At 64.3% G+C, this 23,612-nt stretch carries 24 protein-coding genes; 6 read left to right on the top strand and 18 right to left on the bottom strand.

Annotated elements, in window-relative coordinates; translation table 11 throughout:
• Positions 1-124 precede the first annotated feature (124 nt).
• The 15 genes from AC1VWL_RS16550 to AC1VWL_RS16620 form a co-directional block, all read right to left on the bottom strand.
• Complete coding sequence (locus tag AC1VWL_RS16550; RefSeq protein WP_482987398.1) at positions 125-892, bottom strand: HvfC family RiPP maturation protein; 768 nt, start codon at positions 890-892, stop codon at positions 125-127.
• The gene (locus AC1VWL_RS16555) at positions 885-1,703 is read right to left on the bottom strand and encodes an HvfB family MNIO-type RiPP peptide maturase (protein WP_481615221.1); all 819 of its coding nucleotides are present in this window, start codon (positions 1,701-1,703) and stop codon (positions 885-887) included. The genes AC1VWL_RS16550 and AC1VWL_RS16555 overlap by 8 nt, the downstream gene beginning before the upstream one ends.
• A 25-nt stretch (positions 1,704-1,728) precedes the next feature.
• Entirely contained in the window at positions 1,729-2,094 is a 366-nt protein-coding gene (locus tag AC1VWL_RS16560; RefSeq protein ID WP_481615220.1) for an HvfA family oxazolone/thioamide-modified RiPP metallophore, read from the bottom strand.
• Between the two features lie 139 nt (positions 2,095-2,233).
• Positions 2,234-2,626, bottom strand: a complete 393-nt coding sequence (locus tag AC1VWL_RS16565) for an RcnB family protein (RefSeq protein WP_296252512.1) — start codon at positions 2,624-2,626, stop codon at positions 2,234-2,236.
• Positions 2,627-2,831: 205 nt separating this feature from the next.
• Entirely contained in the window at positions 2,832-3,539 is a 708-nt protein-coding gene (gene phoU / locus AC1VWL_RS16570; protein WP_282272928.1) for a phosphate signaling complex protein PhoU, read from the bottom strand.
• A gap of 155 nt (positions 3,540-3,694) precedes the next feature.
• Entirely contained in the window at positions 3,695-4,525 is an 831-nt protein-coding gene (pstB, locus tag AC1VWL_RS16575; RefSeq protein ID WP_282272926.1) for a phosphate ABC transporter ATP-binding protein PstB, read from the bottom strand.
• 31 nt (positions 4,526-4,556) lie between these two features.
• A complete protein-coding gene (gene pstA / locus AC1VWL_RS16580; protein ID WP_303746900.1) occupies positions 4,557-5,420 on the bottom strand; it encodes a phosphate ABC transporter permease PstA in 864 nt (287 codons plus the stop codon).
• Complete coding sequence (gene pstC, locus AC1VWL_RS16585; protein WP_282272922.1) at positions 5,420-6,391, bottom strand: phosphate ABC transporter permease subunit PstC; 972 nt, start codon at positions 6,389-6,391, stop codon at positions 5,420-5,422. The genes pstA and pstC overlap by 1 nt, the downstream gene beginning before the upstream one ends.
• A 305-nt stretch (positions 6,392-6,696) precedes the next feature.
• Positions 6,697-7,785, bottom strand: coding sequence for a phosphate ABC transporter substrate-binding protein PstS (pstS, locus tag AC1VWL_RS16590; RefSeq protein WP_482987399.1), 1,089 nt, complete (start codon positions 7,783-7,785; stop codon positions 6,697-6,699).
• Positions 7,786-8,190: 405 nt separating this feature from the next.
• The gene (gene pstS / locus AC1VWL_RS16595) at positions 8,191-9,210 is read right to left on the bottom strand and encodes a phosphate ABC transporter substrate-binding protein PstS (protein WP_282270941.1); all 1,020 of its coding nucleotides are present in this window, start codon (positions 9,208-9,210) and stop codon (positions 8,191-8,193) included.
• A gap of 115 nt (positions 9,211-9,325) precedes the next feature.
• Complete coding sequence (locus tag AC1VWL_RS16600) at positions 9,326-10,105, bottom strand: PA3715 family protein (protein WP_482987400.1); 780 nt, start codon at positions 10,103-10,105, stop codon at positions 9,326-9,328.
• 262 nt (positions 10,106-10,367) lie between these two features.
• On the bottom strand, positions 10,368-11,576 hold the full coding sequence (locus tag AC1VWL_RS16605; protein ID WP_481534484.1) for an OprO/OprP family phosphate-selective porin: 1,209 nt from the start codon (positions 11,574-11,576) through the stop codon (positions 10,368-10,370).
• Positions 11,577-11,745: 169 nt separating this feature from the next.
• Entirely contained in the window at positions 11,746-12,387 is a 642-nt protein-coding gene (gene nth / locus AC1VWL_RS16610) for an endonuclease III (RefSeq protein ID WP_482987401.1), read from the bottom strand.
• Between the two features lie 137 nt (positions 12,388-12,524).
• A complete protein-coding gene (locus AC1VWL_RS16615; RefSeq protein ID WP_482987402.1) occupies positions 12,525-12,884 on the bottom strand; it encodes a hypothetical protein in 360 nt (119 codons plus the stop codon).
• Positions 12,885-12,891: 7 nt separating this feature from the next.
• Positions 12,892-13,674: an enoyl-CoA hydratase/isomerase family protein gene (locus AC1VWL_RS16620; RefSeq protein ID WP_481534481.1), complete on the bottom strand. Its 783-nt coding sequence runs from the start codon at positions 13,672-13,674 to the stop codon at positions 12,892-12,894.
• 169 nt (positions 13,675-13,843) lie between these two features.
• Here AC1VWL_RS16620 and AC1VWL_RS16625 point away from each other — a divergent pair, with 169 nt between their 5' ends.
• Positions 13,844-14,545 carry an FKBP-type peptidyl-prolyl cis-trans isomerase N-terminal domain-containing protein gene (locus AC1VWL_RS16625; RefSeq protein WP_282270953.1) on the top strand — a complete coding sequence of 234 codons (702 nt, stop codon included), beginning with the start codon at positions 13,844-13,846 and terminating at the stop codon, positions 14,543-14,545.
• A gap of 368 nt (positions 14,546-14,913) precedes the next feature.
• On the opposite strand, the gene AC1VWL_RS16630 is transcribed toward AC1VWL_RS16625, so the two are convergent.
• Together AC1VWL_RS16630 and AC1VWL_RS16635 are read right to left on the bottom strand one after the other, a co-directional pair.
• Positions 14,914-16,602 (bottom strand): PA domain-containing protein, encoded by a 1,689-nt coding sequence (locus AC1VWL_RS16630; RefSeq protein ID WP_482987403.1) that lies wholly within the window; start codon positions 16,600-16,602, stop codon positions 14,914-14,916.
• Positions 16,599-17,030, bottom strand: a complete 432-nt coding sequence (locus AC1VWL_RS16635; protein WP_482987404.1) for a post-PEP-CTERM-1 domain-containing protein — start codon at positions 17,028-17,030, stop codon at positions 16,599-16,601. Before AC1VWL_RS16635 ends, AC1VWL_RS16630 begins: the two co-directional genes overlap by 4 nt.
• Positions 17,031-17,376: 346 nt before the next feature.
• On the opposite strand from AC1VWL_RS16635, the gene AC1VWL_RS16640 reads away from it, so the two are divergent.
• The 3 genes from AC1VWL_RS16640 to AC1VWL_RS16650 are packed head-to-tail and all read left to right on the top strand — an operon-like array spanning position 17,377 to position 20,068.
• The gene (locus tag AC1VWL_RS16640) at positions 17,377-18,180 is read left to right on the top strand and encodes a CoA pyrophosphatase (RefSeq protein ID WP_481534486.1); all 804 of its coding nucleotides are present in this window, start codon (positions 17,377-17,379) and stop codon (positions 18,178-18,180) included.
• Complete coding sequence (locus AC1VWL_RS16645; RefSeq protein WP_482987405.1) at positions 18,177-19,079, top strand: sulfurtransferase; 903 nt, start codon at positions 18,177-18,179, stop codon at positions 19,077-19,079. Before AC1VWL_RS16640 ends, AC1VWL_RS16645 begins: the two co-directional genes overlap by 4 nt.
• 59 nt (positions 19,080-19,138) lie before the next feature.
• A complete protein-coding gene (locus AC1VWL_RS16650; RefSeq protein WP_482987406.1) occupies positions 19,139-20,068 on the top strand; it encodes a DUF1684 domain-containing protein in 930 nt (309 codons plus the stop codon).
• Between the two features lie 19 nt (positions 20,069-20,087).
• Here the strand turns inward: AC1VWL_RS16650 and AC1VWL_RS16655 are convergent, their stop codons facing one another.
• Entirely contained in the window at positions 20,088-20,651 is a 564-nt protein-coding gene (locus AC1VWL_RS16655) for an N-acetylmuramoyl-L-alanine amidase (RefSeq protein ID WP_482987407.1), read from the bottom strand.
• A 51-nt stretch (positions 20,652-20,702) separates the two neighbouring features.
• Between AC1VWL_RS16655 and AC1VWL_RS16660 the strand changes: the two genes are divergently transcribed.
• Together AC1VWL_RS16660 and rlmKL are read left to right on the top strand one after the other, a co-directional pair.
• On the top strand, positions 20,703-21,230 hold the full coding sequence (locus AC1VWL_RS16660) for a hypothetical protein (protein ID WP_482987408.1): 528 nt from the start codon (positions 20,703-20,705) through the stop codon (positions 21,228-21,230).
• A gap of 132 nt (positions 21,231-21,362) precedes the next feature.
• Positions 21,363-23,501, top strand: coding sequence for a bifunctional 23S rRNA (guanine(2069)-N(7))-methyltransferase RlmK/23S rRNA (guanine(2445)-N(2))-methyltransferase RlmL (gene rlmKL / locus AC1VWL_RS16665; protein WP_296252405.1), 2,139 nt, complete (start codon positions 21,363-21,365; stop codon positions 23,499-23,501).
• Positions 23,502-23,612: the final 111 nt, after the last annotated feature.

Below are 23,612 nucleotides of genomic sequence, written 5' to 3' on the forward strand. Positions count from 1 at the left end.
TCTTGTCTCGGGGGCTCGGTTATGTGTATAAGAGACAGGCAAGGGCCTTACCGGTAGAGCCTCAGCCGAGCATGGCTCGGCTCTACAGGGGCATTCCCGGCAATGCCTGAAAGCCAACCCTTCCCTACGCCTTCGGCGCAAGGGAGGGGGCCAAGCTGCCCAGCAGACAGCCCTTGTCCCGCAATTGCTGCAGCATTGCCGCGCCATTGCTGACGAAAACAGCATCCGCCGCTGTACCTGCTTCGGCCGCCAACTCCCGCAGCTGCTCAAGCCCACTGAGCTCGGGAAACTGCTCCAGCCTCTCCAACAACCGGTACAGCATCGGCGAAAGTTCGGAGAACACGATGTTTCCATGAGCCTCGCGCCGGGCCAGCAACAACGTCGGCTGTAACGGTGGCTCACTGGGTTGATATTCCAGACCAATCCGATGCACCGGCCACTGGTAGGCCAAGGCACGGCAGCTGGGCGAACAGACCGGGCTGGCAGCCAGCAGGTCACCACCAGGATCATGCGCAGGCAGCGGCTCGTCGCTGATCTTCAGCGCCAGTTCGATCCATTCGTAGTGCGCCAGTTCCAGCAACCAGGGCGCTTGCGGATCGACCGGCCGACTGTCCAGAAAGGCAATGAACTCCTGGCCGATCTCCGGGAACAACGGCGTGTGCGCGCGATGCTCGCGACAGAAATCGCGCACCAGTTGCTGCCAGCGCGACTCACCCAAGGTCCGCGTGATTACCGGGAAATTCGCGGCCAGCAGACTCTGGATATTGTTGAAGTACAGCTCGCGATACACCTGCATGCGCGTGTCGTCGATACCTGCCGGAGCAGGCTGTTGCAACGGATCACGCAGGTGTGCGGCAAAGCGCAGCTGCAGTTCGCGCAAGGAATCAGCCATGGGCGGCCTGCTGCAACTGGCGGATACGTGTCAGTTCTTCAAGCAGTTCAGGCAGTGGCGGGAAGTTGAAGTCGCGTTCCAGCAGGGTGGGGCGCACACCATGCATGGTGTAGGCATCGGCCAGCAGTGCCCAGACATCGCCCTTGACCGGCATGCCATGGGTATCGATCTTCAGGTCTTCGGCTTCGTCGTGATGGCCGGCAACGTGGTAACTGGCAATGCGTTGCGAGGGCAGCCGTGCAAGAAAGTTGCGGGCGTCATAGCCATGGTTGATGGCGTTGACGTAGACATTGTTGACGTCCAGCAGCAGGTCGCAATCGGCCTCGTCCAGCACGGCGTTGATGAAGTCCGCCTCGTCCATGTCCGCCGCAGGTACCGCGTAGTAGGAGGCATTTTCCACGGCGATGCGACGGCCCAGGATGTCCTGTGTCTGGCGGATGCGCGCGGCCACATGGCGCACGGCTTCATCGGTGAACGGCAGCGGCAGCAGCTCGTAGAGATGGCCGTCATCCGTGCACCAGCTCAGATGCTCGCTGTAGAGGGCGACCTGGTGCTGGTCGAGGAAGCGCCGCGTGCGTGCAAGGAATTCCAGATCCAACGGGGCGGGGCCGCCCAGCGATAGCGACAGGCCATGGCAACTCAGCGGATGTTGCTGCGACAGTGCGGACAGCGCTTCGCCCAGACTGCCGCCAACCCCGATCCAGTTATCCGGGGCGCATTCGAGAAAATCGAATGCGCCGGCCGGTGCAGCCTGCAAGGCGTCGAGCAGCGAGCGCCGCAGGCCCAGGCCAGCGCTGGCCTGGGCGGGCATGCGCTGGTGGGGTGGTGTGCAGGGCTTAGTGCTTACCGCCACACTTGCCCTCACCACATTTGCCTTCGGCCTTGGCTTTGTCGGCACCTGCGGCTGCTTCGCCATCAACCTTGGCGGCATCGGTCCTGGGCTTGTCCTTGTCGGCACCGCACTTGCCTTCGCCACATTTGCCTTCGCCGCACTTGCCCTCGGCCTTCTGCTTGGCGGCAGCATCGGTGCTTTGCGCGGTAGCGGTAGCCGCTTGTGCCTCGGTGGTTGGTGGGGTCTGGGTGCTGGCACCGAGGGCATAGCCCTGGGCCAGGTCGGTCATGGCAAAAGCAGGGGCCGCCATGCCGCCGAGCAGGGCGGCGCCCAGGGCGAGCGTGGTGGACTTGCGGATGTCGATGGCCATTGATGGTGTCTCCGGTGGTGGTTGGGCCGGGGGGAGGCTGGAGCTTAGCAAGCGGTCCGGCGCAATGGCATGACCTTGCCACCGTTGGAATGGCAACGGGCCCACTTGGGGCCCGTGTTGGTTCAGCTGGCGATGGTGATCAGCGATGGCCGCTGACGATATCGATGATGAGCCCGGTGGCGACTGCCATCAGCACGTAGCGGTCATCGACCTTGCGCCATTCGTTGCCGCGCCCGGGCCGACGCAGGCCATGCTTGCTGTAATCGGCAATACGGTTGCCGCGCTGGTTCTGTGGCAGGCGCTCGCCCTTGCGTGGGACATGGTGCGCGCTGTTGCTGGATGCGTGGCGGGCGCCGTTGTGCGCGGCCGGTGCAGGTGTGCTGGTGCGATGGCCTTGGGCGTGCTGGTCAGCACTGTGGGCCGACTTGTCGCGACGAATGTCGTCGCGGTCACGATCCTGCGCTGGGCCGGCAAGGGCGGCACCGGAGGCGAACAGGGACAGACCCAGGAGGGTGGCAGCGATACGCTTCATGGCAATTCCTCAGTGCGCGGCGGGAGTGCTGCGGACGAGTCGATGCTCGGAAAAAATGCGTGAATGACTGATTAAAAACACCGGCTGCACGGTGTCGCTTTGTACCAGTCTGTATCAGCCCGCCACGCCGAGGTGCAGCGGGCTGATGCGGACCGGATGGCAGCGCGGCTGCTGCGCATGCAGGCAGCGGCCGGACAACCGTCGATCAGGCGTGATCGACGGTGCTGGTTTCGTCGCGCTTCTCGCGCGGTGGCAGCGGCGCATCACCGTGTACCAGGAACCATACATTCTCGGCGATGTTGGTGGCGTGGTCGCCGATACGCTCAAGGTTCTTGGCCATGAACAGCAGATGCGTGCACGGGGTGATGTTGCGCGGGTCTTCCATCATGTAGGTCAGCAACTCGCGGAACAGCGCGGTGTACTGGGCGTCCAGACGCGCGTCGTCGGCGCGCAGGCTCAGTGCGGCCTCGGCATCGTTGTCGCGATAAGCTTCCATCGCGCGGCGGACCTGCTGCGCGGCCAGCCGGCCGAGTGCGCGCACGCCCTGGATCTGCGGCAGCGGCGGCACCGCGGCCAGCGCGATGGAGCGCTTGGCGACGTTGGCGGCATAGTCGCCGATGCGTTCGATGTCGGCGGGGATGCGCAGGCCGGCGAGGATCTCGCGCAGGTCGCGGGCCATCGGCCCACGCAGCGCCAGGCGCATCACGTCGTGGCTGATCTGCTGCTCAAGCTGGTCGATGGCCTCGTCGTTGGCGACGATGCGCTGCGCGGCCTTCTCGTCGCGGCGTTCGATCACGTCCAGCGCGGCTTCGAGCTGGGCAACGGACATTTCGCCCATGCGCACGATCTCGGTTACCAGTCGCTGCTGTTCTTCGTCATAGCTCTTGACGATGTGGTCGTTGGGAAGATTCATGGAATGCTCGCTGGAGACGGTTCGGGTGGGACTGCATTCGTTCGGTAGCTGCGTTGCCATCCATGGCGTACATCTGGCTTCGGAGTGCGGCCTGGCCATCCTTGGCCAGGCGTCCAGCGGGCGGCGGACCCTTGCATGGTCTGCCTGCGCCAGCCTCAGCCGAAGCGACCGGTGATGTAGTCCTCGGTCTGCTGCTTGGAGGGGTTGGAGAAGATGGTTTCGGTGCGGTCGTGTTCGATCAGGTCGCCCAGGTACATGAAGGCAGTGTAGTCGGACACGCGCGCGGCCTGCTGCATGTTGTGGGTGACGATGGCGATGGTGTAATCGTTCTTCAGTTCTTCGACCAGCTGCTCGATGCGGCTGGTGGAGATCGGGTCCAGCGCCGAGGTCGGCTCGTCGAGCAGCAGCACGTCCGGACGCAGGGCCACGGCACGGGCGATGCACAGACGCTGCTGCTGGCCACCGGACAGGCCCAGCGCGCTCTGGTTGAGCTTGTCCTTCACTTCGTCCCACAGCGCGCCCTGGCGCAGTGCCTGCTCGACGCGCACGGCCATGTCGGCCTTGGACAGCTTCTCGTGGTGGCGGATGCCGTAGGCGACGTTCTCGAAGATGGTCATCGGGAACGGCACCGGCTTCTGGAACACCATGCCCACCTTGGAACGCAGGCGGTTCATCGGGTACTTGGGCGAGAGGATGTTCTCGCCGTCCAGCAGCACTTCACCGCGCGCTTCCAGCTTGGGGTACAGCGCGTAGATGCGATTGAAGATGCGCAGCAGGGTGGACTTGCCGCAACCGGAGGGGCCGATCAGCGCGGTGACACGCTTTTCCGGAATCTCCAGGTTGATGCTCTTCAGCGCATGGAACTTGTCGTAGTAGAAGTCCAGGCCGCGTGCAGCCAGCTTGACCGGCGCCGGGGTATGCAGCGACTGGTTGGCGGCGGGCACGTTGATGCGCTGCATCGGTACGGCGTTGCTGAGGTCGTTCATGGGAAGGTCCATGGCAATCAATCGTTTAAGTTCAATCGTTCGAGATGCGGTTACGCAGCAGCAGGCCGCGCGCGGAGAGGCTGACCAGCAGGACGAACACGGTCAGCACCAGGGCGCCTGCCCAAGCCAACACCTGCCAGGATTCATACGGGCTGCCGGCAAACTGGTTCATCACCACCGGCACCGAGGCCATTGGCTGCATGACGTTGCTGTTCCAGTACTGGTTGCCGAAGGCGGTGAACAGCAGCGGCGCGGTTTCGCCGGAGATGCGGGCCAGCGCCAGCAGGATGCCGGTGACGATGCCGGCCATGGCGCTGCGGTACAGCACCTGCATGATCACCTTCCATTGCGGCACACCGAGAGCCAACGCGGCTTCGCGCATCTGCACCGGTACCAGGCGCAGCATTTCGTCGGTGGTGCGGATCACCACCGGCAGCACGATGAAGGCCAGCGACAGCGCACCTGCAAATGCCGAGAACTGGCCGCCGGTCTGCATCACGTACAGCGTGTAGACGAACAGACCGAGCACGATCGACGGTGCCGACAGCAGGATGTCATTGACGAAGCGGACCACGGTGCCGGCCTTGCGGGCGTTGCCGTACTCGGCCAGCCAGGTGCCCGCGGCGACGCCCAGCGGCGTGCCGATGCCGATCGCCATCGCACACATCACCGCGCTGCCGAAGAAGGCGTTGAGCAGGCCGCCTTCCTGCATTGGCGGCGGCGTCATCTTGGTGAAAAGATCCAGGTTGATGCCCGGCAGGCCCTTGGACAGCAGCGTCCACAGGATCCAGCCGAGGAAGAACAGGCCGAACAAGGCGGTCGCACAACCCATGAACAGGGCCACGACATTGACGACGCGACGGCGCAGGTACAGCGAATCAGCGGAAGCGGACATCAGTTGCCCTCCTTGCGGGACAAGCGCATCAGCATCAGGCGGGCCAGTGCCAGCACCACGAAGGTGACGATGAACAACACGAAGCCGAGCAGCAGCAGTGCCGAACGGTAGGTCTCGGTGGCTTCGCCGAAGTCGTTGGCGATCAGTGCGGCGATGGTGGTGCCGGGCTCCAGCAGCGAGGGGGTCAGGCGCACGCTGTTGCCGATCACGAAAGCGACCGCCATCGTTTCACCCAACGCTCGGCCCAGGCCGAGGAACACGCCGCCGATCACCGCGGAGCGGGTGTAAGGCAGCACGATGTCCCAGCTCACTTCCCACTTGGTCGAACCCAGCGCGTAGGCCGATTCCTTCAGGCGGGTGGGGACGGTGAGGAAGACCTCGCGCATCACCGACGAGATGAAGGGAATGACCATGATCGCCAGCACGAAGCCGGCGGTGAGCATGCCGATGCCCAGCGGCGGGCCGCGGAACAAGGCACCGATCACCGGCAGTGGACCGATGTGATCGTTGAGGAACGGAGTGACGTATTCGGTCATCACCGGCACCAGCACGAACAGGCCCCACATGCCGTAGATGATGGAGGGGATGCCTGCCAGCAGCTCGATGGCGGTGCCAACCGGGCCACGCAGCCAGCGCGGCGCGACTTCGGTCAGGAAGAAGGCGATGCCGAAGCTCACCGGCACGGCGATCAACATCGCGATCAGGGCGGTGACGATGGTGCCGTAGATCGGTGCCAGCGCGCCGAACTTGTTCTCGACTGGATTCCACTCGGAGGAGTAGAAGAAGCTAAGGCCCTGCTCCTGCAGCGCGTGGCGGCCGCCCCAGAGCATGGACAGTGCGGCGCTGGCGAGGGCGACCAGGACGAAGATGACGGTGGCGACCAGGAACCAGCGGAACAGACGCTCGTTGCGGGCGTCACGCAGGTCGCGCGATGTGGGCGAGGAAGCTAGGGACGGTGCAATGGCATTCATGGCAGCGGCAGGGGCCCAGGTGGATGCGGTGAAATATCAATCCCTCGTTGGAGGGGTTAGCCGTCGCTTCTGCTTTTGTTCGTCATTCCCGCGAAGGCGGGGATCGCTTTTCAGCGGTCATTCCCGCGTAGGCGGGAATCGCTCTTGCTGTTGATGGTGCGTGTGGCTTCAACAGCGAGGGCGGAGCAAGAGCAGCAACAACAGCAACAGCAACAACAAAAGCAGAATCACGAGCGATCCCCGCCTGCGCGGGGATGACGCAATGACAAAGGCGGGCGCACAGGCGGTGCGCCCGCGTCATTGCGTCACTTGAACTCAGCAGCCCAATAGGCTTCGATCTGGGTAACCAGCTCCGCCGGCAGCGGCACGTAGTGCAGCTCGTTGGCCTGGGCCTGACCATTCTCGAAGGCCCACTTGAAGAACGCGCGGGTATCGGCGCTACGCTTGGCATCCTTCGGCTGCTTGTGCATCAGCATGAAGTTGGTTGCAGTGATCGGCCATGCATTGGCGCCCGGTGCGTTGGTGATCACCAGATTGAAGTCCTTGGCGTTGGCCCAGTCGGCGCTGGCAGCAGCGGCGGCAAAGGTCTCGGCGGTCGGCTGCACCCAGCTGCCAGCGGCGTTCTGCATCGAGGCATACGGCATGTTGTTCTGCAGGGCGTAGGCCAGCTCGACGTAACCGACCGAACCCTTGATCTGCTGCACGTAGGAGGCAACGCCTTCGTTGCCCTTGCCACCGACGCCGTCCGGCCACTGCACCGAGGTGCCTTCGCCAACCTTTTCCTTCCACTCGCCGCTGACCTTGGACAGGTAGTTGGAGAAGTTGAAGGTGGTGCCCGAACCGTCGGAGCGGTGCACCAGGGTGATCTTGGTGTCGGGCAGGGTCACGCCCGGGTTGGCATCGGCGATGGCCTTGTCGTTCCAGGTCTTGATCTTGCCCAGGAAGATGTCAGCCAGCAGGGTGCCGCTCAGGCGCAGCTGGCCCGGCTGCAGACCTTCCAGGTTGACCACGGGCACCACGCCGCCGATTGCCGACGGGAACTGGCCCAGGCCTGCCTGCGCGAGTTCTTCGGTGGAAAGCGGCTTGTCCGAGGAGCCGAAGTCGACGGTGCCGGCCTTGATCTGGGCGATACCGCCACCCGAGCCGATCGACTGGTAATTGATCTTGGCGCCGGTCGCGGTGTTGTAGTCGGCCGACCACTTGGACACCAGCGGGAAGATGAACGATGCGCCGGCACCGGAGATCTCAACGGCAACCTTGTCACCATCGGCCGCTGCGGAGGCACCCGCGGCGTCTGGGCCGGAAGCGGCCTGGTTACCCTTGTCACCACAGGCCGACAGGCCCAGGGCGATGGCCAGCGAAAGGGCGGCAAGACCGGTCGTGTGCAGCTTCATGCGTCACTCCATAGCGGGGTAAATGCCGGCATCGCCGGCGGATGCGGCTATGAAATGATGTTTTTGTTACAGCCTGATTACATCGTGAAAAAAATCTGAAAAAGCTCACAGAATCAATGGCTGTTGGATAGGTGGATGGCGCCCTGAAAGGCAGGAATTTCGCCCGCAGGTGGGGCTATCCGGCGATGCCCCGTAGTGCCGAGCCATGCTCGGCAGGGGAATCCCCGCTAAAGCCTCAGCCGAGCATGGCTCGGCTCTACAGGGAGTGGTCCCGGCAATGCCGCTGGGACTGGGTTTTCAGCCTCGCGGCTTACGCCGCTCCCACAAGGTGATGCGAAAAAAAAAGCGCGGATCACTTGATCCGCGCTTGAGACGGCGAGGGAGAGGGACCCGCCGGCTCTTTACTCAGTAACGCAGGTTCTGCTGCCAGTAGGTTTCGATCTGGCGGACCAGCGGGTCCGGCAGCGGCACGTAGTCGAGCTGGCGGGCCTGGGCGTCGCCGTTGGCGTAGATCCAGCGGAAGTACTCAACCGCGGCCTTGGCGCCTTCGGCACTCTTCGGCTGCTTGCGCATCAGGATGAAGTTGGTGGCAGTGATCGGCCATGCCTGCTCGCCCGGAGCGTTGGTCATCACCAGGTAGAAGTCACGTGCGTTGGCCCAGTCGGCGCTGGCAGCAGCGGCCGAGAAGGTCTCGTCACGCGGCTGCACGAAGTTGCCGGCGGCATTCTTCATGCGCGAGAAGGTCAGGCGGTTCTGCAGGGCGTAGGAGAACTCGACGTAACCGATCGAGCCGCGGATCTGCTTGACGTAAGCGGCCACGCCTTCGTTGCCCTTGCCGCCGATACCTACCGGCCACTGGACGCTGGTGCCTTCACCGACGGTGGTCTTCCAGTCAGCGTTGACCTTGGACAGGAAGTTGACGAAGTTGAACGTGGTGCCCGAACCGTCGGAACGGTGGACGACGGTGATCTTGGTGTCCGGCAGGGTCAGGCCGGCATTGAGTGCGGCGATGGCCGGGTCATTCCACTTGGTGATCTTGCCCAGGAAGATGTTGGCCAGGGTCGGACCATCCAGCTTCATCGCACCGGCGTCTACGCCCGGCACGTTGAGCACCGGCACCACGCCGCCGATCACCGACGGGAACTGCACCAGGCCAGCCGACGCCAGTTCTTCCGGCTTCAGCGGCGCATCGGACGAGCCGAAGTCAACGGTATTGGCCTTGATCTGGGCAATACCGCCGCCCGAGCCGATCGACTGGTAGTTGACGCGGTTGCGGGTGGCAGCGCTGTAATCGGCCGACCATTTGGACATGACCGGGTAGATGAAGGACGCGCCGGCGCCAGTGACATCGGCTGCATTGGCGGCGAACACGGACGACGCTGCGAGGATGGCTACAGCGGCGCGCGATTTGATGGCGTGGATCACGAATGGCTCCTGGGAGTTGATGTGCGGTGGTTTCCGCCCCGGCGCCTATTCCATAACCATTTGATGACAGTGCAGCGTCTGTCATATGACGCACATATGACAGTGGCGCTTATGATCAGAACGTTGCTTTAACCTCGCTGGGAAGCGGGTAACTGCGGCCCCTTGGTAGCAACTTGAAGCTGCGTAGGGGAAGCTCTTCGCGGGCTTCCACGCAATCACCCTTGGCATCTTCGTGGTTCACGGTTGAACTGCCGCGTTCACGGATTGTCAGCGATGCCCAGCCTTGCGCGGGGGAGGGGCCAAGCTCCAGCGTGCGCGTTGTTTCATGGAATTCACCGGCACAGCGGGTATCCCATTCACCGCCGCTGCTGGACACCACGATCTGCCCGGTGATTGCTTCCAGGTTGCTGCCGTTGAGTACCAGCAGCTGCAGCCGGGTTTCGCTGAAAGGGTTGGGTTGCGAGGAGTTGCTGCGTGAGCTGCGTACGCCGAATGCACGTACGCCCGGCGAGAGGTTGTAACGCGCGGTATCCAGGCCGACGCTGTCGACATGGATCGCATCGCTGTTCATCACCTCGGGCAGGCGGAGCCCCGCGCGTGGGCGCAGGCTGGTGCTGTCGACCACCAATACATCCAGGTCGCCCGACTGGGAGTCACCATTGGGTCCCTCCGGGCCCAGGAGCGGTACCGCGATCAAGGTCAGCGAAGTATCCGCTGGCCATACCCGGCAAGCGCCGTGCTCGGCGTCGATGGACCAGCCGGAGCGGTCGGGCAGGGCGGCCGTGTCGCGCTGTTGGTACGCCTGGGTGATACGCGCGGCAGCGTCATCACCACAGTCCTGGGCGAAGCTGGTGACGGGCAGGGATAGCAGTAGTGCCAGCAGGCAGGTGCGCATGGAATCCATCCGGTTGGAGCGCCCCCGGATGCGTTGTGGGAGCTGCGTAAGCTGCGAAGCTTACACAGCTTCAGCAAGCGCAGCGGCGCCTGCCGTTGTAGGAGCGGCGTGAGCCGCGAAGCTGACAGACCTTCAGATTGCGGCGATTGCTTGGGCGCCGACGTTGCTTGCCTCGCGGCTTACGCCGCTCCTACAAAATCACAACCGCTGCAACGACGAACGCCCCTTGCGGGGCGTTCGTGGTATTGCATGCAGCCAATGCTTACCAGAAGAACTGCAGGCGCGCTTCCAGGATGTCCGGCTTGTCGCTGACGAACTTCTTGCTGGACGAGGAGTACTTGTTGCTGTCGACCATTACATAGTTCAGCGAGGCCTTGAAGTTCGAACGCCAGTACCAGTTGGCGCCGACGGTCCAGATGTCCATCTTGCCACCGAGCACGCCGTCCACCAGCGGGGTGCCGCCGACCACGGCCGGGGCCTTCAGGCCGCCGTCGTTCAGGTCGATGTGGTCGAAGCGTGCGCCCAGCTGCCACATGCCGCGGCCCGGCTCATCCGGCAGGCCGAGGCTCGGGGTGCCGCCCTTGTAGCCCCAGGTCTCACCGGTCACGTTCCACACGCCGCTGATGTAGTAACCGTCGGTGCTGTAGTTGTCGTGGTCGTAACGCTTGGCCTTGGAGCTGTAGTACTCGCCCTGGGCCTTGAACGGGCCATGCACGTACATGGCTTCGGCGCCGATGGTGCTCAGACGGTCGGTGTCCTTCAGGTCGCCGCTGTCGACCAGGCGCACGGTGGCCAGGTCGGCGTTCGGGCGGGCGCGCAGGCGCAGCAGGTCGGCGTCGGTGTCGTAATCGACGTAGCTCAGGCCCAGGTGCAGGATGTTGCCCTTCTCGTTGATCGGGGCGAAGGTGCCGCGCACGCCGTAGCCGCTGCCATGGGCCAGGTCACGGGTCAGCTCGCGGCCGAAGGCCGAAGCGGTGACCGACCAGTTGGCATCGCCAACGCCGTAGCCAACGCCGAGGCGGCGGGCAACTGCATAGGTGTTGGTGACGGTGGCCTTGGAGATGAAGTCGTTGTTCTTGGTGCTGGACAGTTCTTCCAGGCTGTTCGGCTGCTTGTACTGGCCGGCCTGCAGGAAGTGGTTGCTGTTGCCGCCCAGCTTGTACTTGACGTTGGTGTCGAGGAACTTGTCAGCCTTGGCGTCGTAGCCGACCACCCATTCGATGTTGCCCGGGCCCTTGCCCTTCAGCACCAGCTCGGCGCGGCGCAGTTCGAACTCGCTGTCCTTGCCGTTCTTGGCAACGCCATTGAGGTCGGCCTTGTCATTGCTGAACCAGTTGCCGTCGGCCTGGACCAGGCCTTCGAAGGTGATTTCGGAACCGCCAATAACGTCGATGGCGACTTCAGCGTGTGCAGCCGGCGCGAACAGTGCAGCAGCCACGGCCGCGGTAAGGAGTTGGCGATGCAGTTTCATTGGGTGGGTAGCCTTGCAGGCGGTTGGAGGTTGCTGCGAAGGCTAGGGCGTAAAGATTGCGTAAATGTGACAGTTCAACGACGAGCTTTGGCCTTGTGGCACAAGGGCCTGCGTATTGGGCCTTGGGGCTGTTACGGGAAAGTGTCGTGCAGATGGCAGCCGCCGACGCTCACGCTGCGTCGGCGGTCTTGTCATTGAAATGGCAGAGATCACGGATCACGCACTGCGGGCAATCGGGTTTGCGCGCCTTGCAGACATAGCGCCCGTGCAGGATCAGCCAGTGGTGCGCATCCTGCAGGAATTCATCAGGAATCACCTTCACCAGCCCATCCTCGACCACCCGTACATCCTTGCCAGGTGCCAGTCCGGTGCGGTTGGAAACGCGGAAGATATGCGTGTCCACCGCCATCGTCGGCTGGCCGAAGGCGGTATTGAGCACCACGTTGGCGGTTTTGCGGCCGACCCCGGGCAGGGCTTCCAGCGCGGCGCGTTCGGCCGGCACTTCGCCACCGTACTTCTCGACCAGGATGGCGCAGGCGGCAATCACGTTCTTGGCCTTGGCGTTGAACAGGCCGATGGTGGCGATGTAAGGCTTCAGTCCTTCCTCGCCCAAGGCAAGAATGGCCTGGGCGGTATTGGCCACCGGGAACAATTTGCGGGTTGCCTTGTTGACGCCAACATCGGTGGCCTGCGCTGACAAGGTCACCGCCACCAGCAGTTCGAACGGCGAGCTGTATTCCAACTCGGTGGTCGGGTGCGGGTTGAGCTCACGCAGGCGGGTGAACATCTCCAATACTTCAGCCGCACTCATGCGTTTGCTGCCGCGAGCCAACGTGCTTTTCCGCGGTGCGGTTTTTTTTGCCGGAGCGCTCTTTACCGCGATCTTCTTCGCGGCGATTTTTCTGTCGGCCGTCTTCTTCACTGTAGCTTTCTTCACTGCCACTGCCTTCATTTGCCCGGCTTTTCTGCGGCGCGCGCCTTGGCACGTGCCAGGATTGCCGCCGCCGCAGAGGGCAGGGCAGGCTTGCTGTCAGCTGCCGGCGGCGGCGCACGGCGTGCCTGGCGCTCGGCATCACGGCGTTCAAGTCGCGCGGCGCGGGCGCGATGGCGCTCACGCGCGGCCCAGGCCGTGCGCAGCTGCTGCTGGGCCTGCGTGAGCAGTCGTGGCAGTTGCGGCTGCGCAGGATCCAGCAGTTCATCGCCGGGCTGCGGCAGGTAGTCCATCAGCCCGGCGCGCAGCGCCGCATCCAGATCATCGTCCAGCACGAATTGCAGCAGTTGGCGGGGTGTAGCGCTTGCGTTGGACATGGACAACTCAGCGATTCTTGAATTCCGGCTTGCGGCGTTCCAGGAAGGCGCTGGTGCCTTCACGCATGTCGTCGGTGGAGAACACCAGGCCGAACTGTGCGCTTTCGTATTCGAGTCCTTCTTCGATAGCGCACTCACCTCCGACGTTGATCGCGTCGAGGATGCCGCGCAGCGCCAGCGGTGCGGCATTGGCAAGTTGCTCGGCCAGCTTGGTGGTTTCCGCTTCCAGCTCGGCGGCCGGTACCACGCGGTTGATCAGGCCCAACTGCTGGGCGCGCTCGGCGCTGATCGGTGCACCCAGCAGGCAAAGTTCCAGCGCGGCCGCGCGGCCGGCCAGGCGCAGCAGGCGCTGGGTGCCGCCAAAACCCGGTACCAGGCCCAGGTTGATCTCCGGCTGGCCGACCTTGGCGCTATCGGCGGCGATGCGCAGGTGGCAGGCCATGGCCAGTTCCATGCCGCCGCCCAGTGCGAAACCGTTCACCATTGCGATGACCGGCTTGTTCAGGCGCTCGATCCGGCGCATCAGGCGCTGTCCGACCAGCGAAAAATCGCGGCCCTGAACCGGGGTCAAGGTATTCATTTCGGCGATGTCCGCGCCGGCAACGAAGGCTTTGCTACCCGCGCCCGTCAGGACCACAACCCTTACATCCTCGGCCAGTGCTACGTCGGCGAAGGCGGCATCCAGGGTTTCCAGGGTCAGCCGGTTGAGGGCGTTGAGCTTTTCCGGGCGCTGCACGGTGATGGTGCGGACGCCTGCGTGGGTGCTGATCGAAACCGGTGACTCGGACATGGGGTGAAAGCCTCGAAACGTTAAAAAAAAGTAATGGATTGAACTCTTTCAGTCGAAGACGGTCGTAGGTGAGCGTCGTCAGTGGCGGACAGCCTTTGTGACGGCTATCCTAACCCGTCGCCTCTAGCGGCATGCTTGCCCTGAGACACCATTCCTGGAGAACTGTTTGATGAAGTTGCGTTCTATTGCGGTCGCCGTGGCCGCCCTGGCCGTCACCGGCACCGCTTTCGCCCAGGACATCGCGTCCGAAAAGGGCAAGCTGAGCTATTACTTCGGCTATGACTACGGTAACAACCTGGCTGAGCTCACCGGTCGTGGCGAGCAGCTGGACATCGCTTCGGTGGTGAAGGGCCTGCAGGATGCCTACGCCAAGAAGCAGCCGGCAATCACCGCCGACCAGCTGAAGCCGGCCGTTGAAGCCTTCCAGCGCCGCGAGCAGGGCCGTGCCCAGGCCGCCAAGGCCGAGTACGACAAGGCTGCTGCTGAAAACAAGACCCGCAGTGACCAGTTCATTGCCGCCAACAAGGCCAAGGCCGGCGTGCAGACCCTGGCCAGCGGCGTGCAGTATCGCGTGATTGAAGCCGGTGCCGGCGCCAAGCCGACCCAGGCGAGCACCGTTGCACTGGAAGTTGCCGGTCCGTTCCCGTACGGCCAGCGTCCGACCGAAGCTCGCCCGGCACAGTCGATTCCGTCGATCAAGCTGAGCGAAGTGGAAATGGCTGCCATGCGCGAAACCCTGCTGCAGATGCCGGCCGGCGCCAAGTGGGAAGTGACCCTGCCGCCGGAGAAGGCCTACGGTGCCGACCCGCGCACCCCGTTCCCGCCGAACGTGGCCGTGCAGTTCGAGATCAAGCTGGTCAGCGTCAAGTAAGCGCAAACCAGTGATGTAACAAGAGGCGCCGGTGGCAACACCGGCGCTTTCTTTTTGTCTGCAAGCACATGTAGTGCCGAGCCATGCTCGGCAAGGGCTTTCCCGGCGACACCAGCAGGAGCGCTTCATCAACGATCAGCGCAGTGCAGGCGCGCAACCGGCCAAGGCCGCAGTAGCCGACCATCGCAAGCTGGGTTGTTGCAGGCCAGGTAACTATCAGTGCTGTGAAAAAAAAGAAGAGCCGGCGCCATCAAGGCGCCGGGTCTTTGTTCGCCATCCAGTGCTGTTTCTGGACGAGCTGGTGGTTTCGCTTGTAGAGCCTCTGCCGAGCATGGCTCGGCACTACAGGCAATCCCTGCTCACTGGATTTACGGCGACGTCACCTTGGCCGCACATGTGCGGATGCCAGCCTGCTCCACGGTACTGATCAGGTTGACGGCCTTCAGCGAGGCAGCGGTGTCGTTCATGCAACGCAGGTAGAGCGCACGGTTGCCGTTGGCGGTGGTGCGGCACAGGCGATCCTGGGCCTGCACATTGGCACCGGCGATCAAGCCCGGGTTCTTGAACAGTTTCACGCCCGTATCGCAGCTGCCGATGCGCGCCGTGCCAGCGTTCAAGTCCCAACCCTGGTCGACGAATACCGCCAAGGTCAGGTCGACCATGCGGCCCGCGTCGGTGTTGGGGCTGTTGGCCGGTTCCATCAACGCGTCGGGTACCAGCACACTCTCGAAGTGCGAGAAGGTAGAGCCGCTGGCAACGATGGCCGGTGCATACAGCAGCGGACGCCCGCTGGCATCGGCACCGGCATAGCGGCCGGCTACCTGGCCCAGGCTTGCGGTCAACGCCGTGCCCGCCTGTGCCGCTGCCTTGATCTGATTGGCATCGGTGAGGTTGACGCTAAGCGTTGGGATGGTGGCGTTGACGCTGGCGTCTTCGGCCATGCCCGGCGCGGTGCCCGGATCGCCGGAACTGGCGACGTTGCCGATGATCGCTGCGACCGCGCCTGCCGCCTGCGCATTGGCTGCCTTGATCTCGAATGCGCAGCCGCCGCGATTGACGTAGGCAACCTTGCCGCTGAGGCTGCCGGCGGGAATTGCTTCGCAGCCGTCGGCGGTGTCGGCACCGGTGCCATCGTTGGCGACGACAACCGCGCCAGCGAAGTTGGCCGGAGTGGCCGGCGGGCCAAAGGATGCGGTGCCGTAGAACTGCGTGACCAGGCCGCTGCCGTTGACCGACAGCACCACCGCAGGATCAAGCCACAGGGGCGTCTGCGCCTTGGTGGTTGCACCGTTCCATGCCGGAGCGCCGCGGGTCTTGACCGACGTTGCGCGCAGCGCGTTGGTCATCGTGGGCTCGGTGAAGCGCTTGCCGGACAGGTTGTCGAACGCGTTCTCGGTATAGACGTCCGAATACCCGTAGTACTGCGGAATGCCGGCACGCTCGCCCAGTCGGCCGGTGGTGTAGCCGACGAAGCCGGAGAAGCCCAGGCCGTGGCCGATCTCATGCATCACCACGTCGAGGAAGCTGATCAGGTTGGCGGGCGCTTTGCCGTCCAGTCCGTAGTACCAGCCCGAGCCGGTCATGCATGGCGTACCGTCCGGGTTGCTGCCGCCAAGATTGGCGTTGAAGCGGCTGGTGATATCGGTGCCGGAACTGCTGATGGTGATGCGGCTGCCGTTGAGGGCATTGGCGAGCGGGGCGTGGTACATCATGCCCAGTTCGGTGGCGGTGGGCGGCGTGGTTGCGATCCAGGAGGCGCCGGCCGAGCCGAGGGTGCCGCCGGTCGCGGTGCAGGTCAGGTCCTGGAAGCTGGCACCGACAAAGGTCTCCACGTCGCTCTGCAGCACCGCGCCCCATAGATCGGCGGCGAATTGATAGACGATGCGGCGTTGTTCACCGACTGTCTTGCCGGGGTTGCCGCCTTCAGGCGCGCGCGCAGTGGTGTCGTTCAGGCCCTTGCCTGCGGGATCCTGGTTGATCGGAGTGATGATGGCGGCGTTGGCCGATGCGCCGAGCACGGCGCCGCCGATGACAGCGGAAAGCAGCAGCGTCTTCATTCGGACACCTCCTGTCGACCATGCGAAAGCGGTGCGCCGTTCTCCAGAATCTGTACTTCACCGTTGGCATCGCGTTCGACGCTCAATGAGCTCAACGCGGACAGCGGCAGGTCGGCAGTGCTCATGCCGTTGCTCTGCAGGCGGATGGTCTTGGCGGCATCGGTGCCGGTCTGTGGAATGCGTGCCCAGGCGGCGTTGGTGCCGGTGGCGCTGCGGCTTGCCGAAGGCATTGCGTTTGCCTTTTCGGAAAGCGCGCGGATCTCGGTATCGGTGAGTTTGCGCAGCTTGCCGGTCTTGGCATCGATGCCGGCTACCATGCCGCTTTCGGTAGGGGTGCTTGGGTTGCCGTCCGTTGGCGGCTCATGGGCCTGTACTGAAAGGCTGGCGGACAGTGCCAGCGCCGATAACAACAAGGAAGGTTTTGCCATTCTCATTTCCGAGCTCCGCTTACAGAGTGAAAAGCGATAAGGCTCCATCCATATGCGTGCGAGGCAGGCGTCCCACAGCCACGCTGATCGAACGCGCGTCACGCGCATTGGATGGTTCGTGTTCCCCCTGTCGGCAATTGGAGTGTGCCCGGAGATGAACCGCAGCTCAACCATAGTTTGATGAAGATCACATAATGAATGGGCCTAAGCGTCATCGGAGCCTGCTGGATTGGCGTGGCCGTTTGTGCCTGATTTGTCATCAGGACTGGGCAAATCCCCTGCTGACAAAGGGGGATAACTGGTCCGGAAGTGCGCCTCGCGTTACGCTAGCGTGATGTCGGAATTGATGGATGCACCTGCTCGTGTCATCTCCAGCCCCTGTATTGGCATCTGCGCGCTTGATGAGCAGGGCTATTGCCGTGGTTGCTGGCGCAATGGCGCCGAGATCGGTGCCTGGATGCGCATGAGCGAGGACGAGCGCCGGCGGGTAATGACGCAGGAACTGCCAAGGCGCGCACGCCAGGCGCAGGCGTTTGCCGAGCAACTGCAGGGGCGTGACCGGTTGCAGCAGGCCTTGATGCCACTGACCCAGACGCCAACCGGGCCGGGCTGGAACCGCTCGGAGCTGGAGGACCTGTTGCCGCCCGGTCCGCCGGTGGAAGCGGCGGTGCTGGCCGGACTGGTGCCGCGCGCGCAGGGCACCCAGGTGATCTTGACCCGTCGTACCGAAGCGCTGCGCAACCATGGCGGTCAAGTCGGGTTTCCCGGGGGCCGCATCGAGACCCTGGACCGCAATCCGCTGGCAGCTGCGCTACGCGAGAGCGACGAGGAAATCGCCTTGCCGCGCAGCCAGGTATTGGCTTTGGGCTATCTGGACCCGTTCATCACCATCACCGGCTTCCGGGTGACGCCGGTGGTCGCGGTCGTGGACCCGGCGTTCATCGCACGTCCCGAACCTGGCGAAGTGGCCGAGGTGTTCGAGGTGCCACTGGATTACCTGATGGACCCGGCCAATCTGCGCCAGGTGGATATCGAGCATGGCGGGCGTGTCCGTCATGTCATGGAGTACAGCTGGCCCGGGCAGCGCATCTGGGGCGCGACCGCAGCCATCCTCTACAACCTTCGTCGTCGTTTGGAGCAGGTGGCATGAGCCAGGTTGGCGTTTCGTGGACCACGCTGGTGGATGTAGCGGAGCTGGCCAATGCCCTGGCACAGCCCGAATTGCGCGTGGTCGATGCCCGCGCCACCGCCAGCACCGCGGTGCGGGTGATGGATGCGCGCTATTCATTGGCGGACAAGCAGGCAGGTGCCGCTGGCTACGCCGCCGCACATATTCCCGGTGCGCTCCATGCGGATCTGGAGAACGATCTGTCGGACATGGGCAAGCAGGGGCATGGCCGACACCCGTTGCCGGAAAGCGAGGTCTTTGCAGCGCGTCTGGGACACTGGGGCATTGCGCCCGATACCCAGGTGGTGGTCTACGATGCGGCCGATGGCAGCATGGCGGCGGCGCGCCTGTGGTGGCTGCTGCGCCTGATCGGCCATCGCAAGGTCGCCGTGCTCGATGGTGGTCTGGCCGCTTGGCAGGCGGCAGGGTACGCGGTTGATGCGACCCCGGTTGTGGTGCCTGCATTGCCGGCCTATCCCGGTCAGTTCGACATGACCCAGGTAGTCAGTGCCGATGAGGTGCAGTCGCGCTTGTCGCAGACGCCGGCATGGTTGCTGGACGCGCGTGCAGGTGAACGTTACCGCGGCGAAGTCGAGCCCCTGGATCGGGTAGCCGGGCATGTACCCGGCGCGCTGAACCGACCGTTCGGCATGAATCTGCGTGATGGTCGTTTCCGTCCGGCGCAGGAACTGCATGCCGAGTTGGAGCCGCTGTTGTCCGGACAGGCACCGACGCAGATGGCGGTGATGTGTGGTTCGGGTGTCACCGCCTGTCATCTGGCCTTGGCGTTTGCGCATGCGGGTTTGCCTGGGCTGCGTGTATTCAGTGATTCCTGGAGTGGTTGGTCCAGCGATGCAGGCCGACCGGTCGCCACACGTTGAGTGATCAGTACGCCGCGAGTGGGCGCGGTGCCGATGGGTATGAATGCTTCGGGGGAAGCGTGCGTTCATTGAAATGGCTAGGCGTAGTGCTGGTGATGGTGGTTCTTGGTGCTTGCAATGCGCCAGGCAACGGCTTGTCCGGCGATGCGGTGCGTCAATATCTGCGCGAGGTTGAACAGTGGCGGACGCAGCGTCTGGCGCAACTGCGCGCGCCCGAGGGCTGGCTCAGCTATACCGGCTCGGGGCGGCTCAAGGCCGGCGCTTACCGGGTGGGCAGTGCCGCGGCCAATGATGTGGTGTTGCCCAGTGGCCCCGCAGATCTGGGTTTCCTGCAGGTGGACCGCGACGGTGAGGCCATCTTCACCGCAGGTAGTCGCGCGGGTGCCCGGATCAACGGTCAGCCGCTGGAGCGGGCGGTTCTGGTCCCCGGTGTGGCCCATGTGAGCGAGGCCAGTCGCGTTCAAGTGGGTGATTCGGAGTTCTATCTGGTGCGCACCGGCAGCATCCTGGGGTGGCGCTATCGCGACCCGCAGTCGCCGCGGCGCCTGGAATTCACCGCCATCGAGCACTTCCCGGTCGACCCGAAATGGAACATCAAGGCGCAATGGCGGCCGTTCCCAGCGCCCAAGCAGGCAGTCTTGTTGACCTCGATCGGCACCCCGTTGCCGGCCGTCGTGCCGGGCGAAGCGGTGTTCGAGGTCAATGGGCGCAGCTACACGCTGCAGCCGGTGTTGGATGAGGCCGCGCCGCCATCACGGCGTTTGTTCTTCCTGCTGTCGGACCGCACCAGCGGCCGCGAAACCTATGGTGGTGCGCGTTACCTCTACGCGGCCATGCCCACCGATGGCGTGGTGCAGCTGGACTTCAATCGCGCCGAGAACCCGCCCTGCGCGTTCACCCCGCACGTGGTGTGCCCGATCGCGCCGGCCATCAATCGCCTGGATCTTGCGGTGACGGCTGGCGAGAAGTTCCAGTACCTGCCGCAGTAAGCGACTGCCGGGGAGTTGCTTAGTCCGGCAACTGCTGCAGATCAATCGCGCGCAGCACCAGTTCCCACGGGAACATCGGGCCCGGATCGAGTTTGCGCTGCACGCTGAGCCCGGGGTCATCGCTGGCCGGTTCCAGTGCGGTATCCAGCTGCTCATGGCCGGCGATGTAACGCAGTGACGGTACTGCCTGCGGCAGCCATTCCAGCAACCTCACCAAGGCGGCGATCTGTGCTTCCGGGTAAGGCTCGCTCATGGCCTGGTTGTTGGAGTCGAACCAGTTCGGCCAGCGCCCGCGGTTGACCAGCTCGATGCCGATCGAGCGCGGATTGATGCCGCGCACGTGGTGGGCGACGCGGTCCAGCGCGATGTATTGCTGGATGCTGCCATCGCGGTCGATGTAGTAATGGCCGCTGTTGCCGCTGCCATTGTCGTAGAGCGCACGCTCACCGTACTCGCGCGCCGTGGCCAGGTCCGGCAGCTCGGTGCAATGGATCACCACCAGGTCGATATCGGCGGGCTTGCGCTGCGCCAACTGGTGCTCGTAGGGCAGCGGCTTGGCAATGATGGGGGGCGGCAGGTGCATGCGTGGATGCTAGCATTCACGCATGAATTCCCCCACGACTTGCCGCCAGTCATGAGCCGCGGCCACTGCATTCTGTCGCACGGCTTCGAGAGCGGCCCGGACGCCACCAAGGTCACCGCGCTGGCTGAGGTTGCCGAACGCCTGGGCTGGAGCCATGAGCGCCCGGACTACACCGATCTGGATGCCAGAAGCGAGATCAGCCGGGTTGGCGACGTGCCGGCGCGGCTGCAGCGGCTGATCGAGCGGGCGGCTGAAATGGCTGCACGCGGCCCGCTGGTGCTGGCCGGGTCCAGCCTGGGCGCCTATATCTCGGCCATCACCTCGCTGCAGGTGCCGGTTGCCGGGCTGTTCCTGATGGTGCCGCCGACCACGATGGGGCCGATGCCGGCGCTGGACGCCGCGGCGGTGCCGATCAGCGTGGTCCACGCCTGGAACGACGAGCTGATCCCGGCCGCCGATGTCATCGCCTGGGCCGCCGAGCGCAAAGCGCGGCTGCTGCTGGTCAACGACGGCCACCGCCTGATGCGCCATGTGGATGCGTCCTGCCAGGCCTTTGAGGCCTTGCTGCGCGGTTTGTGAACGCGGCCGTCGGCTGAATCCGACGGCGCGACGGGCAACTGCCTACAATAGAACCCCTGGATGCCCCGGGGCTGGCCGCCGTGCCTGCCCGTCTGGCTGGCCTGATTCCCTTTCTGAAAGTTGATATCTCCCGTGAATTTCTTTGTTTCCTGCGCCAAGGGCCTCGAATACCTGCTCGCCGACGAACTGCTGGCGATGGGCCTGCCGCGGGCGACCGCCACCATTTCCGGCGTCAATGCCGAGGGCGAACTGCGCGATGCGCAGCGTGTGGTGCTGTGGTCGCGCCTGGCCAGCCGCGTGCTGTGGCCGCTGCAGGAATTCGAGTGCCCGGACGAGAACTCGCTGTATCAGGGCGTGGCGGCGATGCCGTGGGACCAGCACATCACCCCCGAGCTGACCTTGTCGGTGGACGCGCATGTATCCGGTACCGCCATCACCCATGCGCGCTTTGCCGCGCAGCGGGTCAAGGACGGCGTGGTCGACAGCCTGCGTGACCAGGGCATGGAGCGGCCGTCGGTGAACGTCGAGTTCCCGGACGTGCGCATCAACCTGTCGCTGCGCAAGGGCCGGGCCACGATCTCGATTGACCTCGGCGGTGGCCCGATGCACCGCCGTGGCTGGCGCATGGCGCAGAACGACGCACCGCTGAAGGAAAACCTGGCTGCCGCCGTGCTGCTGCGCGCCAACTGGCCGAAGATCCACGCCGAAGGCGGTGGCCTGCTCGACCCGATGTGCGGCAGCGGTACCTTGCTGATCGAAGGCGCCTTGATGGCCGCCGACGTCGCACCTGGCCTGCAGCGCCACGGCAGCATCCCACCGAGCCGCTGGCGCGGTTTCGACCAGGCGCAGTGGAAGGAACTGATGGCCGAAGCGCGCGAGCGCGAGCAGGCCGGTCGTGCCGCGCTCAAGCAGGTCATCCATGGCAGCGACATCGACCCGCAGGCTATCCGTGCGGCCAAGGAAAATGCCGAGGTCGCCGGCGTCAGCGAGGCCATCTGGTTCGGTGTGCGCGACGTGGCCGATGTGCAGGTGCCGCCGCAGGAAACCGGCTGCGTGGTCTGCAACCCGCCGTATGACGAGCGTCTGGCCGCCGACACCGTGCTGTACCGCCGTATTGGCGATGCGCTCAAGCGGGCTGTGCCGACCTGGCGTGCGAGCCTGCTGTGCGGCAGCGCCGACCTGGCCTTTGCCACTGGCCTGCGCGCGGCCAAGAAGTACCAGATGTTCAATGGCGCCATCGAGTGCGCGCTGATCGTCTGCGATCCGATCGCTGTGCCGGAGCGTGAGAACGCCGGCCAGCCGCGCGAGCTCAGCGAAGGCGCGCAGATGGTGGCCAACCGCCTGCGCAAGAACCTGAAGAAATTCAAGAACTGGCTGAACCGCGAAGGCATCACCTGCTTCCGCGCTTACGACGCCGATCTGCCGGAATATGCTGCGGCCATCGACGTTTACCGCGAAGACGGTGGCAAGAACCGCACCTTCCTGCATGTGCAGGAATACGCCGCGCCGGCCACCATTCCGGACGTGGATGTGCGCCGCCGCCGCAACGAACTGCTCGCTGCGGCCCGTGAGGTATTCCAGGTGCCGGCCGAGCAGGTCGCGCTGAAGTCGCGCGAGCGTGGCAAGGGCGGCAGCAAGTACGGCCGTTTCGAACAGCGCGGTGAGTTCATCCTGGTACGTGAGAACAATGCGCTGCTGCGCGTGAATCTGTTCGATTACCTGGACACGGGCCTGTTCCTCGACCACCGCCCGCTGCGCACGCACATGGCGCAGGAAGCCCGTGGTAAGCGCTTCCTCAACCTGTTCTGCTACACCGGCGTGGCCAGCGTGGAAGCCGCGGTTGCCGGCGCCAGCTCGACCACCAGCGTGGACCTGTCCGGTACCTACCTGCAGTGGTGTGCCGACAACCTCGCGCTCAACGGCAAGGGCGGCAGCCAGCACACGCTGGTGCAGGCCGATGCGGTGACCTGGCTGGAAGCGGAGAAGAACCGCTACGACGTGATCTTCTGCGACCCGCCGACCTTCTCCAACTCGGCGCGCGCTGAAGACTTCGACATCCAGCGCGAGCACGTGCGCCTGCTGCGTGCGGCAATGGATCGTTTGACCTCCGACGGCGTGCTGTACTTCTCCAACAACTTCCGTCGTTTCAAACTGGACGAGAACGCGGTTGCCGAGTTCGCCATCTGCCGCGAGATCTCCGCACAGACCATCGGCCCGGATTTCGAGCGCAACGCCCGCATCCACCGCGCCTGGGAACTGCGCCGGGTCTAACAACGGCGGCCTCAGCGTAGTGCCGAGCCATGCTCGGCAGAGGCCTCACCCGTAGTGCCGAGCCATGCTCGGCAGAGGCCTTACCGGTGAAGCCCATGCCGAGCATGGCTC

The organism is Stenotrophomonas sp. STEN063, from assembly GCF_056854515.1.